We start from the raw sequence: 16,024 nt of genomic DNA on the forward strand, positions 1-16,024 counted from the left end.
CCCGCTCTAGGTCCGGGGGGAGCGGGCGCTCTTGGGCATCCGGGCGCCCTTGGGCATCGGGCCCTTCGGGATCGGCATGTTCGGGCCGGAAATGGCGACCATCCGCTTCTGCAGGGCGGTGACCTGTTTCCCGGTGAGGTTCCGCGGCAGCTTCAGGAAATGTCGCTGCAACTTGTCCAGCGGGACCTGCCCCTCCTCGGAGCCGACCACCACGCGGTAGATCTCGATCCCGCCAGTGACGCGCGAGACCCGCTTCATCTCCTGGCTGAACAGGTGCTTCAGCCGGTTCGTGTTGCCCTCGCCGACCAGCACCACACCGGGCTTGCCGAGCACCCGGTGAATCATGTCCTGGTGGGCGTTGAACTGGACGGGCGTCTCCGACGAGATCCAGCCGCCGCGCATTTGCTGGATGACCCCGAGCGCGGCGCCGGGCTGCCCGGCCATCGAGTCATACTGCGCCTTGGTGGCCCGCCGGGTGAAGATGACCATGCCGGCCAGCGCGCCGAGCGCGACGCCCAGCGGCATGCTCTGACCCCAGTAGCCGATGAACAGGCTGACGATCGCCGCGATCAGGATCGGCGCCAGGAAGGCGCCGAGCATCAGCGGCACCAGCAGCTTGTCCCGCTTGCGGGTGATGGTGAAAACCTGCCAGATCATCCCCGCGCGCTCGCGGAAGGTGTTGATGCGCGCGCGGATAGTCGGCTTGTCGGGATCCCTTGCCATGCGGCCAGTCTAGTAACAACGGGTCTTCCGAGCGTCAGGCGGCCAGGCCGCTAGTCGGCGGCCTGACCGGCGCGCTTGCGGGCACGCTCGTCGGCTTCGTCGGCGTCGAGTTTGGTGGCGACTTCCAGCGTTGGGGCAGTGCCGCCGAGGCGGGCGGGCAGCCACCACTTGTCGTCCTCATCGCGCGGTTTGTCCGGATATGAGTCCTGAACTTGGTGCAGCAACTCGGTCATCCGACGGCGCAGCTCGTCGTTGATGACTTCCGGATCGACGCCTTTCGGTACATCCATCGGCTCGCCGATCGCGACAGTCAACGCATACTTGTGGCGGCCGAAGTCGCGTTTGCGGCCCTTGGTCCAGACCCGCTGTGAGCCCCAGATGACGGTCGGCAGGATCGGCACCTTGGCCGAGCGGGCCATTCGTACGGTGCCGGACTTGAAGTCCTTCAGCTCAAACGACTGGGAGATCGTCGCTTCCGGGAAGACACCGACGATCTCGCCGGCCTTCAGCGCGGTCAACGCAGCCCGGAAGGAGGCGGCGCCGGCTTCGCGATCGACCGGGATGTGTTTCATGCCGCGCATCAACGGTCCGGACACCCGGTGCCGGAAAACCGAGTCCTTGGCCATGAACCGAACCAGCCGTTTGGACGGCAGGGCGGCGAGGCCCGCGAAGGTGAAGTCGAGGTAGCCGACGTGGTTGATGGCCATCACCGCGCCGCCGCTGGCTGGCACGTTCTCGGTGCCCTGCAGGTCGAACCGCAGACCCAGATAGCGGAAAAACGTACGCCCGAGGGCGATTACCGGTGGGTAGACAACCTCAGCCATACGGCGAGGTTAAAGGAGCTGTCGCCCCGCGTCTGCACCGGCCGATGTGAAGGCGGTCTCGGCCTCCCGGCGTTGCCGGGCCCTGGCGGCTCCCTCGCTCATGGCAACCCAGGCATTACGCCGTGCCGTCCGCTGCCCGCCGTGCGGGAGCAGTCGACCGATTGACCACAAGAGGACGTCGCCGAGTGCAGATGCCATGCCGGACTCCGAGCGGTTGGTGGCGCCTTATCTACCTGGACATGCTGCCAGCCTGGCCTGCCAGTGTTGCAGGCGGGTGACGCCGCCGTAACCGTTCGTGACTCGTCTCATGAAGTCGTACGCGTCACCAGGCCACTGATCAGCAGGTCCAGTGCGGCCTCCAGATCGCGTTCGGGGTCGGCGTTCTCGATCGCGTCGAAGAGCCGGCTGAAGTTCGGGATGAGGGTCCTGTCGACCTTGGTGCGGTACGGCTTGAGCTGCTCGGCCTCGGCTCGCGTGCTGAACTCCCGGTCGAAGCCGGCGGTCGCCAACATCAGTGACCCGAACACGAGGCCGTTCAGCGCCGACAGCACCTGCCTGGCCTGCACTTCGTCGAGGCCGGCCTCAAAGAGCGCGCCGACCATGTCGTCCAGTGGCAGCAGGGCCGCCGTCGAGGTCGGGTTGGCCCGGTCTTTGGCCACCGCCATTGGCACGATGGGATGTTTCTTGAGCGTCTTGTACATGGCCAGTGCCGTCACCTTGAGTCGCTCAGGCCACGGCAGCGACGGGTCCGCGCGCTCGATGCTGGTGTACGCGCGCTCAGCGATGCCGTCGAGGATGTCGGTCTTGTTGGCGACGTGGTTGTAGAGCGACATCGCCTCGACGCCGAGTTTCTTCGCGAGTTTGCGCATGGAAAGACCGTCGAGACCTTCCTCGCTGGCCAACTCCAGGGCTGCGTCAAGGACCTTCTCGCGGTTCAGCTCGCGCCTGGGCATCGCATCTTCTCCGCTCTTGACCTTGACGTAACTTACACCGTATGTGTAATACTTACGTCGTAAGCATACAGCGTAAGTAAGTAGTGGGACAATGACTGACATATTGGTGATTGGTGGCGGACCGACCGGGTTGTTGCTGGCCAGCGAGCTGAAGCTGGCCGGGGCGGAACCTTTGGTGCTGGAGGCGGCCGCGGATGGCGCGGCACGGAGGCGGCGCAGTTTCGGGATGCGTGGCATCAACGGACGCAGTGGGCAGTCGCTGGCCCTGCGCGGGCTGGATGGGCCGGTGGGGGACGCGCAGCGGGCGATGTTCGGCCGGCTGGCGGTGTCCCGCGGCAGCGATGATGAGGATGTCGTCGATGGCCTGCTGAAGATGATGGAGGAAGGCAAAGCAAGAGGGCATTTCGCTGGTTTGCCGCTGGTGAGCGACACCCCAGCCGTCGGCCGAGGGTTCTTGCTGCAGCAGCATTTGCTGGAACAGGTGCTGGCTGAGCGGGCGGAGCAGTTGGGCGTACGCATCTGGTCGGGTTGTGAGGTCGTCGACGTGATCGACGACGGCACTTCGGTGACGGCGATGCTGGCTGATGGTCGATCCGTACGAGCGTCTTATCTGGTCGGATGCGATGGCGGCCGCAGTGTGGTGCGCAAGAGCGCTGGCATTGACTTTGTTGGGACGGACGCGACCATGACCGGGCGTACGGCAGCGGCAACCCTCGCGGATCCCAGCATGATCAAGTCGAGCCTGCGTAGTCCCGGCGGTCTGGTGAACCTGTCGATGGTGCCAGGGGAGATCGCGACCATCGAGTTCACCGGCGGGCCCGCGGACCGGCACGCGCCGCTGACGGCCGCAGAGATGCAGGACAGCATCCGCCGGGCGAGCGGGAACCCGGGCGTGGTGTTGACCAGCTTCGATGGCGGGGTTCGCTACAGCGACAACACGCGGCAGGCAGCGACTTACCGCCTCGGCCGGATTCTGCTGGCCGGCGACGCGGCACACGTGCATTCGCCGATTGGCGGGCAGGGCCTCAACCTCGGGCTGCAGGACGCGATGAACCTCGGTTGGAAACTTGGTCTCGTCGTACGAGGCATGGCTTCTGATGCGCTGCTCGACACGTACACGACCGAGCGGCACCGGGTCGGGGAGTGGGTGCTGCGGAACACTCGTGCGCAGGTTGCCTTGATGCGTCCCGGCCCGCAGGTCGACGCGCTGCGTGACGTGCTTTCCGAAGTTTTCCCGACCCCTGGGGTTAAGCGGCATTTCATCGCGCTGGCCAACGGCACCGAGATCGACTATTCGCCTTCCGATGACTCGCTGGTGGGGCGCTTCGCCCCTTCGCGGTCTCTCACGTCCGGCAGGGGCTTGCTGGTTGGCCCGTTTTCGTTGTCTGGCTACGAAGATCGGGTCGAGACGTGCTTCGGCGCTGCCGGAATGCTCGTACGCCCGGATGGCTATGTCGCGTGGGTATCTCCGGACGGCGGCTCGACGGGGCTCGCCGAAGCCCTCGACAGCTGGTTCGGCGTACCCGCCGCCCGCGCCGCCTGAATTCGTCCCGCCCGAACGGCCCGCGCGGCCCGAGGTAGGTCGTTCTGCTGACTACATACCCGGCATGGGGACATGCTGATCGCCCAGAATGGAGGCCTCGTCGCCTTCGTCCGCGCTGGGCGGAAGTGGGCGATCTCGCACCGGGCTGCTGTACGCGAGGTTGCTCGTCACCTGTCCGAACGTGAGGAACTTTGCGGTGACACGCTCAAGGTCAGGCATCGACCGGGCGATCAGCTTCAGCAGGAAGCAGTCCTCGCCGGTGATGTAATGCGCCTCCAGGACCTGCGGAGTGCCGTTCAACAGGTCGTAGAAAGCCTTGCCGGCCGGGTTGGTCATCCGGAGGCGAATGAACGCGGTCAGTGGGTATCCAAGGGCGACGGAGTCGACGACGGCCCGGTAGCCCTGAATGACGCCCTGGTCGGTCAGGCGCCGCACCCGGTCCGCGGTGGAGGAGGCGGACATGGAGATCGCCCGCGCCAGCTCCGCGGTGGTCATCCGCCCGTCGTGCTGCAGGAGCTGGAGGATGGCATTGTCGGTCACATCGAGCACTGGTCGTTGATTCACAGGCACAGGGATAATTATAGCCTCGATCCCAAGCCTAAAGTGGCGGGATGCCGCTGGATTCCCATTCCGTTGGGCAGCGAATGCGGCGACGATCTTTGCCATGACCGCTCCCTCTCGTATCCGGAACGGGATGGCACTTACCGCCATCTGTCTTGCCGGGCTCATGTTTGGCCTGGAGATCTCCAGCGTCCCGGTGATCCTGCCGACCCTTGGCAGCGTGTTGCACGGTGGCTTCGCCGACCTGCAATGGATCATGAACTCGTACACCATCGCGTGCGTCACCGTCCTGGTGGCGACCGGTGTCCTCGCGGACCGGTACGGCCGCAAACGGGTGTTCGCGATCACCGTCGCCGCGTTCGGCGTCACGTCACTGCTCTGCGGGTTCGCCCCGAACATCGCTGTGCTGATCCTGGGCCGGTCGCTGCAGGGCCTGAGCGGCGGCGCCATGCTCATCTGCCATGTGGCGATCCTCTCGCACCAGTTCCGGGAGGGGCGGCAGCGCTCCCGGGCCTTCGGGACGTGGGGTCTGGTGTTCGGCTTCGGACTCGGCTTCGGGCCGGTCGTAGGCGGCGGCCTCGTCGCGGTGTTGAACTGGCGCTGGGTCTTCCTCGTCCCCGTGTTCGTTGCCGCGGTCACGCTCGTACTGCTCGCGCTCGGCGTCCGCGAGTCCCGTGACCCCGAGGCCAGGCGGCTGGACATCCGCGGGATCGGCACACTCAGCCTCGCGGTCCTAGGACTGACCTTCTACATCACCCAGGGGGCCGACCTCGGTTTTGTCAGCCCGGTGGAACTGGCGGTCCTTGGGCTGTCCGTCGCGTTTTTCGTCGCCTTCGTCATCGTGGAGACGACCGGCAAGCAGGCAATGTTCCAGTTCTCGCTGTTCCGGATTCGCGCGTTCTCCGGCGCTCTGCTGGGGTGCGTGGGCATGAACTTCAGTTTCTGGCCACTGATCATCTATCTGCCGATCTACCTACAACACGGCCTCGGCTACGACGTAGGCACAGCGGCCGTGGTGTTGCTCGCGTTCACACTTCCCACCCTGGTGCTGCCGCCTATCGCTGAGCGGCTGGCGCTGAAGTATCGGCCGTCAGTGATCATCCCGCTGGGTCTGTACGTCATCGGCGGCGGATTTCTCCTGCTCAACCTCGGCAGTGGTATCGACCATCCAAGCTGGCTGACGATCCTGCCCGGCCTGCTGCTGAGCGGCATCGGGCTCGGGCTGACCTCCACTCCGGTCACCAACACCACCACAGCCTCGGTGCCCAGCAACCGGTCGGGCATGGCGTCCGGGATCGACATGAGCGCCCGATTGGTGACGCTGGCCGTGAACATCTCCGTGATGGGGCTCCTGTTGTCGGTGGGGATCCTGGACAGTCTGCGGGAACGGCTGGCCGGAAAACTGCCTGGACAGCAGGTTCGGGCGTTGGCCACCCACGTGGCGAACGGCGACGATCCAGTGGCGTTGCACCACACGTTCCCGCAACTGACACTCCTGGACCCGACTGGAGGCCTGGTGCCTTCGGCGCTCGCCCGAGGATTCGGCATGGTCACGCTGTACGGCGGGATGGGCGTGTGGGTGCTCGCCACCGCCAGCCTCATCACGTTCGGCCTTTTCCGCAGGTCTGTGTCGACGAGCAGAGTCGTCGAATCCGCGTCCGGGCCCGTCGATGATCATCAACAACGGGAACCCATCAACGACTGACAGACAACCAGGAGATCATCGATGCGTATCGCAGCAGCGCGGGACTCGAACCCGCTGACCCCCACACTGCCAGAACGGGGGTCAGCGGGACAGTAGGGAGCTGGCCTCCTGGGCGGCGGGGCCGGCGGCGCTCGCGGCGGCGAGGTGGGCCAGGTTTGCTGGCAGGGAGTCGCCGCGTTTGGTGACGGCCTGCGCGTACAAGCGGCCCGCGCGGTAAGAAGACCGGACCAACGGCCCGGACATGACGCCGGCGAAGCCGATCTTCTCGGCCTCGTCGCGCAGCGACACGAACTCCTCCGGCTTCACCCAGCGGTCGACCGGGTGGTGACGCACGGACGGACGCAGATATTGGGTGATCGTCAGCAGTTCGCAGCCGGCGTCGTGCAGGTCCTGCATGGCCTCGACGACCTCGTCATATTCCTCGCCCATGCCCAGGATCAGGTTCGACTTGGTGACCAGGCCATCGGCGCGGGCGTTGGTGATCACGTCGAGCGAACGCTGATAGCGAAAGCCCGGCCGGATCCGCTTGAAGATCCGCGGCACCGTCTCGATGTTGTGCGCGAGCACCTCCGGCCGCGAGCCGAAGACCTCGGCCAACTGGTCGGGGTCGTTGTTGAAGTCGGGGATCAGCAGCTCGACGCCGGTGCCCGGGTTGACCTCGTGGATCAGCCGTACGGTCTCGGCGTAGAGCCACGCGCCGCCGTCTTCCAGGTCGTCACGCGCGACACCGGTGACGGTCGCATACCGAAGGCCCATCGCCTGTACGCTCGCGGCCACCCGACGCGGCTCGTCCCGGTCCAGCGCGGCCGGCTTGCCGGTGTCGATCTGGCAGAAGTCGCAGCGCCGGGTGCACTGGTCGCCGCCGATCAGAAAGGTCGCCTCGCGATCTTCCCAACACTCGAAGATGTTCGGGCAGCCGGCCTCTTCGCAGACCGTGTGCAGCCCTTCCCGTTTCACCAGGCCCTTCAGCTCGGTGTATTCCGGACCCATCTTGGCCTTGATCTTGATCCATGGCGGCTTGCGTTCGATCGGGGTCTGCGCGTTGCGCACTTCCAGTCGAAGCATCTTGCGCCCATCAGGCTGCACACTCGTCACCCCAGCACTCTACGTCGCCCGTCAGCCCCGTCGCGAACCCGACGTTTTCGTCGTCAAGACGCCGCTGTCCACGACGAAAACGTCGAGTTCGCGCAGGCTGGCAGGACTCCGTCGTACGGTGCCGGGGTCAGTGCAGTTGGTTAGCCTTCACCGCGGTGAGGAAGTCGGTGAAGGTCGTACGACTGACGGCCAGCACGCCACCGTCCGGGTCTTTCGAATCCCGCAGCCCGATCACGTGTAGTGCTTGGGCGACCTCCACACACTGACCTCCGTTGCCTTGACTTCGAGCGGACTTTCGCCACGCAGCGCCGGAGAAATCCGTGGTCATCATCGAGAAGGCCTCTTCGCGCATCGACTACATGTGTGCGGCCTTCATTCTATCGATCAACGCACGTGAGTCGCCGCTCGTAAGGGCTGCGAACCGTAGACGGTCGAATATGACGCTATAGCGGGTGTATTGCTCCGGTTCCCATAAGTACGTCGCACCGAAGGTCTTCGAGGTAGACGGTCGAGAGCCGCTGTTCGGCCAGATGCATCAACGTAACTGTCGAGGACACCGTGATCCCGCTCGGGTTGGCGAACGGAAGGACCTGCAGGAAGACGTTCGGCAGGTGCGAGATCTGGATGAGATGTTCTAGCTGTTCGCGCATGATTTCGGGACTGCCGAGCACGCGGTGAAGTGCCGCCTCGCTCAACACGACATGCAGTTGAATCGGGTCAGGCTCGCGAGTAAGAACCTCCTGGCGTCGCATCCGTGTTTCGACCTGCCGATCGACCAATCGGGGATCCGCCGCTGGTTCCCATGCCAGCAGAACCGCTCGCGCGTAGTTCTTGGTCTGTAGAAGTCCGGTGACCATCTCGACCTCGTAGAGCCGCATCGTCGTGGCGTCGGATTCGAGTGCCAAAAATCGTTGAAACCAGTCCGGCACGGCGTCGCGATGCATGCCGCGTCGCCGATTGCGTTTGGGGATTTTGCCGGCCAGATCGGCAAGGTATGTGCGGCGGCTGAGAGGAGTGTCGTACAGCTCGGTGAGGATCATGACCTCGTCGGGCGTGATGGCCTGCTTGCCGCTCTCGATCTTGCTGATCTTCGGTGGCTGGCCGCTGAGCGCGACCGCCGCTTCGGCGGCGGTGAACCCGGCGTCCTCGCGGAGCTGGCGGAGCTCGATGCCGAGCTGGATCTTGATCATCCGAGGATCGGACAGCGGGGGCACGTCGTACATCCTTTCAGGTGAACTCCTGGGGTTTCCAGCAGTTTCCTGAGCTTGTTATGGAGAAACTTTCTCGCTAACATTGCGCGCACAGCGTACCGGGTGGGAAGGGAATCATCATGTCGGGGCTCAGGAGACTGGATGATCTGGAGTTCCTCCGGCATGGTTGGCCGCTGGTGGAGATGCCTGAGCTGCTCAGCAAACTGGTGACCGACAGCGCGCCGCGCCGGTTCGCGATCTGTGCCCTGGAGCTGGCCGGTGACCGGCTCACGGACGCCGCGATCGTCGGGTGGGGGCTGGAGTTTCGTTATGTGGACGAGGACCTCGAGGACGAGCAGACCGAGGTGCTCGTCGACCTGATTGCCGGCGGAATGGCGCGGCTCAGCACGGCCGATAGTGTGCGACGCCTCTTCCCCGAGCCCGAGAACGTCCGCCTCGTCTGGTGCTGATCTCCGCTCGGTCGTGGAGGTCAGTGGGCCGGCGGGAGCATCGGTTTGACGAGGTGGATGAGCTCCATGCGGGCGTCGTCGGCGGGCGGGGCAGTGATCGCGGTGGCGGCCATCCCGGACTGGAGCCGCACCAGGACCGGGGCGCCGGTGAAGGCGCGCAGTGCGTCGGTGAGGTAGCGGGCCCGGAAGCTGGTGGTCAGGTGGTTGCCGGTCACCTCGGCCTTGATCGTCTCCTCCGACTCGCCGGCCAGCGGGTCGTGGCCGGTGACCGTGACGCCGGAGTCTCTGGTCGTCAGCGTGACGCTGCCGCTCGCGCCCGAATAGAGGGTCGCGCGTCGTACCGCCGCGGCCAGCTCGTCGGTCTCCGCCTGGATCGTGCACTCGACCTTGGTGTCCAGCAGTTTGGCCAGTTGCTGGTCCGGATATTGGCCGGCCAGCAGCACGGTTGACACGCTGGTGCCGCCCCAGCGCAACGCGATCCGGTCGCCGTCGGCGTGCACGCTCGCCTCGTCGGTCGACGCCAGCCGGCGGGCCGCGTCGACCAACATCCCGGCCGGCGCCAGCACGTCGATCGACGCTTCCGGCGTGGCCGGCTCCCACGGCACGTGGCCGACGGACAGCCGGTAGCGATCGGTGGCCAGCACCCGCAGGCGGTCGCCGTCGCTGTGGATCCGCACCCCGGTGAAGATCGGCAGCGCGTCCTCGGTCGACGCGGCGCCGGCCACCGCGGCCAACAGCGCCCCGAAAGCGTCGCCACGGACCGTGCCCTGCAGTCGGGTGCCGCCGGGATGCCCGGATGAATGGCGATTTCCAGCAGCGGCAAGGCAAAACGAGCCGACGGCGTACGGATGGCCAGCCGCGAGCCCTCGGTCACCAGCCGCACTTCGGGATCCTGCAGCGCCCGCAAGGTGTCCGCGAGTGGCCGGGCCGGCACCAGCACGGTGCCCTCGGTGTGCGTGGTCGCGCCGGTCGACACGTCGGCGAACCGCTCGCGGTCGGTGCCGGCGAGCCGGACGCCAGAGCGGTCTGCCCGTACCAGCACGCCGGCCAGCACCGGCTCGGTGATCCGGCCCGGCAACAGGCGGGTCAGCTCCACCGCGGCGGCGGCGAGCGAACTGGTTGGCGCGGTCAGGTCAAGGCCCATGCGAGGCACGCTAGCCGTCCCCACCGACATTCCCGCCGGCTGGCCCACGACCGCCGGCACCCTCTCGGCGTGTCGCCCTCATCTGTACGCCGGGACGCCGCGGCGGGGCGTCCCATGGCGGGATGATCGCAGGTCAATGGCGTGAATAGGATCTTGGTCATGGCTATCAGTCTGCGCATTTTCACCGAGCCCCAGCAGGGCGCCAGCTACGACGACCTGCTGGCCGTTGCCAAGAAGACCGAGGAGAACGGCTTCGACGCGTTCTTCCGCTCCGACCATTTCCACAAGATGGGTCCCATCTCCGGGCTGCCCGGGCCGTCCGACGCCTGGACCTCGCTCGCCGGGCTGGCCCGCGAGACCTCCCGCATCCGGCTCGGCACGCTGGTCACCTCGGCGACCTTCCGGCATCCGGCGGTGCTGGCCGTCCAAGTCGCCCAAGTCGACCAGATGTCCGGCGGCCGGGTCGAGTTCGGGCTGGGGTCGGGCTGGTTCGAGCAGGAGCACCAGGCTTTCGGCCTGCCGTTTCCGGCCCTCGGCGAGCGGTTCGAGCGGTTCGCTGAGCAGCTCGAGCTGATCACTGGCATGTGGGCGACGCCGGCGGGAGAGACGTACAACTTCGACGGCAAGCACTACCAGCTCGTCGACTCGCCTGGGCTGCCCAAGCCGGCACAGTCACCGCGGCCGCCCATCATCATCGGCGGCGCCGGGAAGAAGAAGACTCCGGCTCTCGCGGCCAAATACGCGGACGAGTTCAACGTGGCCTTCCGGGACATCGACGCGACCACCGCGCAGTTCGACGTCGTACGCGACGCCCTCGTTGCCGCTGGCCGGGACAAGGACGCGCTGGTCCTGTCGTACGCGAACACCGTCGCGATCGGCAAGGACGAGGCCACCGTCGCACGGCGGGCCGCCGCCACCGGCCGGGAGGTCTCCGACCTGAAGGCAAACGCCCTCTGTGGCTCGCCCGCCGAGATCGTCGACAAACTCGGCGCCTTCGTGGCCGCTGGGGTCACCCGGTTCTACCTGCAGGTTCTGGACCTGTCAGATCTCGACCAGCTGGACCTCATCGCGTCCGAGATCCGTCCACAGATCTGACCGCCGAAAACAGCCGGTGCGGCGCGAAACTGTTAGTTCCTCAGCTCATCGACCGCCGTACAAAGTCCCGCACTCGACATCGAGTGCGGGACATTGTGCCGCACTCGACGAGCCGACATCACGCTGAGTATCACGAGAGCCCCAAGACCTGCCTCCGGTCGGCTAAGGCTGGGTGAGGAGCTGGGGGAGAGCGGCCTCGGTAACGGCGATGACCTCTTCGACCGGCACCCGGGCGCCGAGTTCCTGAGTCAACGACGTGACACCTGCGTCGGTGATGCCGCAGGGGACGAACGTGGTGAACGCGGCCAGGTCGGCGTCGCAGTTGATCGCGAAACCGTGCATGGTCACGCCCTTGGCGATCCGCAGCCCGATGGCCGCGACTTTGCGGTCCGGGCCGCGGTCGTCGGCCGGCACCCAGACGCCGCTGCGGCCTTCGACCTGTACGCCGGTCACGCCAACGGTCGCGCAGATGTCGATCAACATCAGCTCCATCCGGCGGACGAACGCGATCACGTCCACCGGGTCGGGCAGCTTCACGATCGGGTAGCCGACCAGCTGGCCCGGCCCGTGCCAGGTGATCTTGCCGCCCCGGTCCACGTCCACCACAGGCGTGTCACCGGCCGGCCGCTCCCAGGCCTCGGTGCGCTTGCCGGCCGTGTAGACCGCTGGATGTTCCAGCAGCAGCACGGTGTCCGGGATCTCGCCGGCCACCCGAGCGGCGTGCAGTTCCTTCTGACGCTCCCACGCCTGGACGTAGTCGACCGTCCCGGCGCGTACGACCGTCAGCTGGTGCGAAAGAGAAGTCGTCACGCCGACAAACGTACGCCGCGACTCAGGAGTTCGCGCTCATCCGCCCAGTGGTCATCCCGGACAGCCGCCGCATCAGCCCGCGTGGGCTGAGCTTGCTGGTGGTCGCGATCGCCGAGTTGAGTGTGCCCGGCACGATGGTGGCCCGGCCGAGCGCGCACGCGGTGAGCGCGATCCGGGCCACGTTTTCCGGACTGTCCCACAACAACGCGCCGGCGCCGGAGTCCGCGACGCCGGTTTGGTCGCCCATCGCGGTCTTGGTGAAGCCGGGCATCGCGACCGTCACGACCACCGACGAGTCACGTACCTCCTCGTGTACCGACTCCGAGAAGTTGGTCAGGAAAGCCTTGGTGGCCGTGTAAACCGCGAAGAGCGGGGCCGGTTGCAGCGCGCCCAGCGACGAGACGATCAACACCCAGCCGCGTTCGCGCTGGATCATCCCGGGCAGCGCGGCCCGGGTCAGCCGCATCGGCGCGATCGCGTTCAGGGTGACCAGCCGGGTCGAGTCGTCCGCGTCCAGTTCGGCGAACTTGCCGAACATCCCGCCGGCCGCGTTGTTGACCAGCAAATCCAGCGGCCGCGAGTCGTCCGCCAGCCGGGTTTCGACCTTCTTCATTCCGGCTGGGTCGCTGAGGTCGGCGGGGAGTACGTCCACGCTGACGCCGTGCCCTTCGCGCAGCTCGGCGGCGAGTGTTTCGAGCTTTTCGGCGGACCGCGCGACCAGCACCAGGTCGACGCCGACCCCGGCCAACAGCTGGGCCATCGCGGCCCCGATCCCCGAACTCGCCCCGGTGACCAGGGCACTTCTGAACGGCAGCGGCATGGCCAAACCGTACCCATCCTGGCCCCCGCTCGCTGCTCCGCAGGGTCTTCACGGGCACTGGCAAGGGCGACGGTGACTAGTGGTCGTGGGTCGCGTAGTGGGCGGCGAGGATGTCGTCGCCGAAGTCGGCGGTCGGAAAGCGGCAGACGCTGTGGATGTGGTTCGCGTCGTTCTGCGTGTTGTCGTATTCGACCAGGAAATTCGGCGCCTGCAAACGATAGTAGTGGCCCTGGCCGGGCTCCAGAGGACCTTCCCAGGCGAACTGCAGCTCATTCAGGTCAGGGCGCCGATCGGCGGCTAGTACGGCCGGAAGTCGGTCGACATAGAGATCGACCAGTCGGCGCAACAGTTCCGCGGCGGCACCGGGCAGCTTCGCCCCGCTGACGCCCACCGGCTCGATCGCGGCGCCGCCGACGCGCGGCGAGTCGCTCGTACGGATGTCCCACGGCGCCGCGTCGGCGACGATCGCGGTGGACCGGCAGTCGGCGCCCATCGCGGCCAGCAGCTCCCGAGGCAACTGCGCTTCCTGGGTGAGCGGCGCGATGACCGCCGTGCCGCGGTAGTCGATGACCGCCGGGTTGGAGCCCAGGAAACACGGGCTGACAGCGACCTGGTCGCCCACGACGGTCACGTTGACCGACACGTGATGGCCCTCGAACCGCCAGCCCCAGGCGTCGTCTTTTTGCGGATCGCCAAAGAAAACTGTCCAGTAGTCGGTGTTGTGTCGACCGCGGGCGCCACCCTCGCGCAGGTCAAGCACGTCCTCCAACGCCATGATGCTGGCGGCCTGCGCGTACGCGTGCGGGCTCAGCGCGGTGGCCAGCAGCCGGTGGACTCCCTTGCGCTGGGCGCGATTTAGGTCCGCGAAGGTCAGCCCGGCCCGGTCGGCCGGGACGTACGTCCAGTCGCGGCGCAGGTCCTCGTCGGTCAGCGGACGACACATCTCGGCGCGTTGCGCGTCGGTCAGTGATGTCGCGAGCTGGGCAGCCGCCGATCCCATTTCCTGATGGATTCGCACGGCCCTCACCGTACGGCACCCTGGGCCACTTCGCCGACGGTCACGAAATGCCGGACAAAAGCGGCAAAAGGAAAATGCCTGGTCACCTACGGCGTTTCCCTGACTACGCCCCTAAATCGTGGGCACGAGATCAGCTCATCCCCGCGAAGGACGCAATGACCGTCCTGGACCGAAAGTGTAAGAGGGCCATGAATGTCCCCCGATGGGAGCAATACATGCGAAAGAAACGACCGGCCGGAGTTCTCGCGGCGGTGCTGATCGCGGTGTCCGCGACCGGCCTCATCGCGGCTCCGGCGCTGGCCGCGCCGGTGACCGCCGCGGCCCCGACCATCCAGTGGGGCGCCTGCCCGCCCGACATCGCCGCCGAACCTGGCGCGGCCGCCCTGCAGTGCGGGACGATTTCCGTTCCGCTGGACTACAAAAGGCCCAGCGGACCGCACATAAACGTGGCGGTTTCCAAACTGACAGCCACCGACAAGGCCAAGCGCCGGGGCGTGATGCTCCTCAACCCGGGCGGTCCCGGCGGTCCCGGCCTGGACCTGCCGCTGGTCTTCGGCTCGCTGATGCCGGCGAGCGTCCTGCAGTCGTACGACCTGATTGGCTTCGATCCCCGCGGCCTTGGTCATAGCAACCCGCTGACCTGCGGACTCAGTGCGCAACAGCAGCAGAACCTGATCCCGTACCCGAGCCCGGACGGGTTCGCCGCGCAGGTCGCGTCCCAGCGGCAAGTGGTGCAGCAGTGTTTCGATCACAGTGGCGCGCAGCTGCCCTACATCACCACCGCGAATACCGCTCGCGACATGGACCAGATCCGGATGGGCCTGGGGGAGCCGAAAATCTCCTACCTCGGCTATTCGTACGGGACGTATCTTGGCGCGGTTTATTCGTCGCTTTTCGCGACCCACACTGACCGGATCATCCTGGACAGCTCGGTCGGGTCGCAAATGATCTGGCGCAACGAGTTCCGCGCCTGGGGCCCGTCGACCGAGATCCGGTTCCCGGATTTCACCAAGTGGGCGGCGGCTCAGAACGCGACCTACGGATTGGGCGCCACCTCTGACGCCGTACGAGCGACGTATTTCCGGTTGGCCGCGAAGCTGGACGCGCATCCGCAACCGAGCATGACCGGTAACCTTTTCCGTGGTACGACCCGTGGCGCGCTCTACAATGACGCGAATTTCTCCGCGTTGGCTCAGCTTTGGCAGTCTGTTGACAAAGCCGACGTGGTGAAAGCAGCGAAAATAGCGTCGGTGTTCGACGCCGCTCCGGATGATTCGAGCGCCGTGGTGCTGCTCGGCGTGCTGTGCGGTGACACGACCTGGCCGAAGTCGCTGCCGCAATATCAGGCCGACAGCAAACACGACGCCCGACTTTTCCCCGTCTCCGGCGCGATGGCGGGCAACGTCTGGCCATGCGCGTTCTGGCCGAAGGCGCCGACCGAGCCGCTGGTGCCGATCACCTCGAACGGGCCGTCGAACATCCTGGTGCTGCAGAACCTGCGGGACCCGGCGACGATTTACTCAGGTGGCGTACAAATGCGTGCCTCGCTCGGAAATCGAGCGCGGTTGGTCACCGTCAACCAGGGCGGCCACGGCGTCTATTTGCTCACTCCGAACACCTGTGCGGCGAACATCGCGACGGCATTCCTGGTGGACGGCACTTTCCCGAACACCGACAAGTATTGCGCCGCTGGGAACGCGCAGCTGCAGTCCAAGGCGACTGGCGCTGACCGTACCCAGTTGATCCAGCAGATCGAATCCCGCCAGCGACCCTTCTAACCCCACCGGGTCGATGGCATCAGTGTGCGCGGCCGTGGATCCCCAGTCCGCGGCCGCGTTCGCTATTTGGGCAGCCTTCCGCTGGTTTGACGGCCACACCGTCGACGCCTGAGCGCGCGCTTATCTCGCGCGCGCGTCAACTTGCGTAATGAAAACCCGCCACCCACCCCCCACCCTTCTGAAAGGGCGGGGGCTCAAAATTTCACGTCGGTACGACAGTTTCGCGCCGCACCCTAGTAGTACTTTGTTAGGTTGTTTCGGCGTGTCGAGTCGGAGTTTTTGTTGTTATTCGGGA

General features: G+C 66.2%; 16 protein-coding genes and 1 pseudogene. 5 read left to right on the top strand and 12 right to left on the bottom strand.

Annotated elements, in window-relative coordinates:
- Window positions 1-6: 6 nt before the first annotated feature.
- The 3 genes from ABD301_RS22860 to ABD301_RS22870 form a co-directional block, all read right to left on the bottom strand.
- Complete coding sequence (locus ABD301_RS22860; RefSeq protein ID WP_163567961.1) at window positions 7-723, bottom strand: DUF4191 domain-containing protein; 717 nt, start codon at window positions 721-723, stop codon at window positions 7-9.
- Between the two features lie 50 nt (window positions 724-773).
- Window positions 774-1,547: a lysophospholipid acyltransferase family protein gene (locus ABD301_RS22865; protein ID WP_344312455.1), complete on the bottom strand. Its 774-nt coding sequence runs from the start codon at window positions 1,545-1,547 to the stop codon at window positions 774-776.
- A gap of 305 nt (window positions 1,548-1,852) precedes the next feature.
- Entirely contained in the window at window positions 1,853-2,500 is a 648-nt protein-coding gene (locus ABD301_RS22870; RefSeq protein ID WP_344312457.1) for a TetR family transcriptional regulator, read from the bottom strand.
- Window positions 2,501-2,591: 91 nt separating this feature from the next.
- Here ABD301_RS22870 and ABD301_RS22875 point away from each other — a divergent pair, with 91 nt between their 5' ends.
- Complete coding sequence (locus tag ABD301_RS22875; protein WP_344312459.1) at window positions 2,592-4,043, top strand: FAD-dependent monooxygenase; 1,452 nt, start codon at window positions 2,592-2,594, stop codon at window positions 4,041-4,043.
- 51 nt (window positions 4,044-4,094) lie between these two features.
- Here ABD301_RS22875 and ABD301_RS22880 read toward each other — a convergent pair whose 3' ends face one another.
- Window positions 4,095-4,613 (bottom strand): Lrp/AsnC family transcriptional regulator, encoded by a 519-nt coding sequence (locus tag ABD301_RS22880; RefSeq protein WP_344312460.1) that lies wholly within the window; start codon window positions 4,611-4,613, stop codon window positions 4,095-4,097.
- A 94-nt stretch (window positions 4,614-4,707) separates the two neighbouring features.
- On the opposite strand from ABD301_RS22880, the gene ABD301_RS22885 reads away from it, so the two are divergent.
- A complete protein-coding gene (locus ABD301_RS22885; RefSeq protein ID WP_163567956.1) occupies window positions 4,708-6,309 on the top strand; it encodes an MFS transporter in 1,602 nt (533 codons plus the stop codon).
- An 81-nt stretch (window positions 6,310-6,390) separates the two neighbouring features.
- Here the strand turns inward: ABD301_RS22885 and lipA are convergent, their stop codons facing one another.
- From lipA to ABD301_RS22900, 3 genes are all read right to left on the bottom strand, one after another.
- The gene (gene lipA, locus ABD301_RS22890) at window positions 6,391-7,374 is read right to left on the bottom strand and encodes a lipoyl synthase (RefSeq protein ID WP_344312476.1); all 984 of its coding nucleotides are present in this window, start codon (window positions 7,372-7,374) and stop codon (window positions 6,391-6,393) included.
- 157 nt (window positions 7,375-7,531) lie between these two features.
- Window positions 7,532-7,756: a DUF397 domain-containing protein gene (locus tag ABD301_RS22895; RefSeq protein ID WP_279579964.1), complete on the bottom strand. Its 225-nt coding sequence runs from the start codon at window positions 7,754-7,756 to the stop codon at window positions 7,532-7,534.
- A gap of 91 nt (window positions 7,757-7,847) precedes the next feature.
- Window positions 7,848-8,627 carry a helix-turn-helix domain-containing protein gene (locus tag ABD301_RS22900; RefSeq protein ID WP_344312462.1) on the bottom strand — a complete coding sequence of 260 codons (780 nt, stop codon included), beginning with the start codon at window positions 8,625-8,627 and terminating at the stop codon, window positions 7,848-7,850.
- A gap of 107 nt (window positions 8,628-8,734) precedes the next feature.
- Here ABD301_RS22900 and ABD301_RS22905 point away from each other — a divergent pair, with 107 nt between their 5' ends.
- Window positions 8,735-9,064 carry a hypothetical protein gene (locus ABD301_RS22905; RefSeq protein ID WP_344312464.1) on the top strand — a complete coding sequence of 110 codons (330 nt, stop codon included), beginning with the start codon at window positions 8,735-8,737 and terminating at the stop codon, window positions 9,062-9,064.
- A gap of 20 nt (window positions 9,065-9,084) precedes the next feature.
- On the opposite strand, the gene ABD301_RS22910 is transcribed toward ABD301_RS22905, so the two are convergent.
- Together ABD301_RS22910 and ABD301_RS42510 are read right to left on the bottom strand one after the other, a co-directional pair.
- The gene (locus ABD301_RS22910) at window positions 9,085-9,837 is read right to left on the bottom strand and encodes a DNA polymerase III subunit beta family protein (RefSeq protein ID WP_344312478.1); all 753 of its coding nucleotides are present in this window, start codon (window positions 9,835-9,837) and stop codon (window positions 9,085-9,087) included.
- Window positions 9,838-9,926: 89 nt separating this feature from the next.
- A pseudogene (locus ABD301_RS42510) lies at window positions 9,927-10,238 on the bottom strand (DNA polymerase III subunit beta family protein); the annotation flags it as partial.
- A 135-nt stretch (window positions 10,239-10,373) separates the two neighbouring features.
- On the opposite strand from ABD301_RS42510, the gene ABD301_RS22920 reads away from it, so the two are divergent.
- Entirely contained in the window at window positions 10,374-11,303 is a 930-nt protein-coding gene (locus tag ABD301_RS22920; protein ID WP_163568047.1) for an LLM class F420-dependent oxidoreductase, read from the top strand.
- 162 nt (window positions 11,304-11,465) lie between these two features.
- On the opposite strand, the gene lipB is transcribed toward ABD301_RS22920, so the two are convergent.
- The 3 genes from lipB to ABD301_RS22935 form a co-directional block, all read right to left on the bottom strand.
- On the bottom strand, window positions 11,466-12,113 hold the full coding sequence (gene lipB / locus ABD301_RS22925; RefSeq protein ID WP_163567954.1) for a lipoyl(octanoyl) transferase LipB: 648 nt from the start codon (window positions 12,111-12,113) through the stop codon (window positions 11,466-11,468).
- A gap of 22 nt (window positions 12,114-12,135) precedes the next feature.
- Window positions 12,136-12,933 carry an SDR family NAD(P)-dependent oxidoreductase gene (locus tag ABD301_RS22930; RefSeq protein WP_163567953.1) on the bottom strand — a complete coding sequence of 266 codons (798 nt, stop codon included), beginning with the start codon at window positions 12,931-12,933 and terminating at the stop codon, window positions 12,136-12,138.
- A 76-nt stretch (window positions 12,934-13,009) separates the two neighbouring features.
- The gene (locus ABD301_RS22935; protein ID WP_344312471.1) at window positions 13,010-13,951 is read right to left on the bottom strand and encodes a DUF3500 domain-containing protein; all 942 of its coding nucleotides are present in this window, start codon (window positions 13,949-13,951) and stop codon (window positions 13,010-13,012) included.
- A gap of 215 nt (window positions 13,952-14,166) precedes the next feature.
- On the opposite strand from ABD301_RS22935, the gene ABD301_RS22940 reads away from it, so the two are divergent.
- The gene (locus ABD301_RS22940) at window positions 14,167-15,729 is read left to right on the top strand and encodes an alpha/beta hydrolase (RefSeq protein ID WP_344312474.1); all 1,563 of its coding nucleotides are present in this window, start codon (window positions 14,167-14,169) and stop codon (window positions 15,727-15,729) included.
- Window positions 15,730-16,024 lie beyond the last annotated feature (295 nt).

This window comes from Fodinicola feengrottensis (assembly GCF_039530045.1).
Classification (GTDB): Bacteria; Actinomycetota; Actinomycetes; order Mycobacteriales; family HKI-0501; genus Fodinicola; species Fodinicola feengrottensis.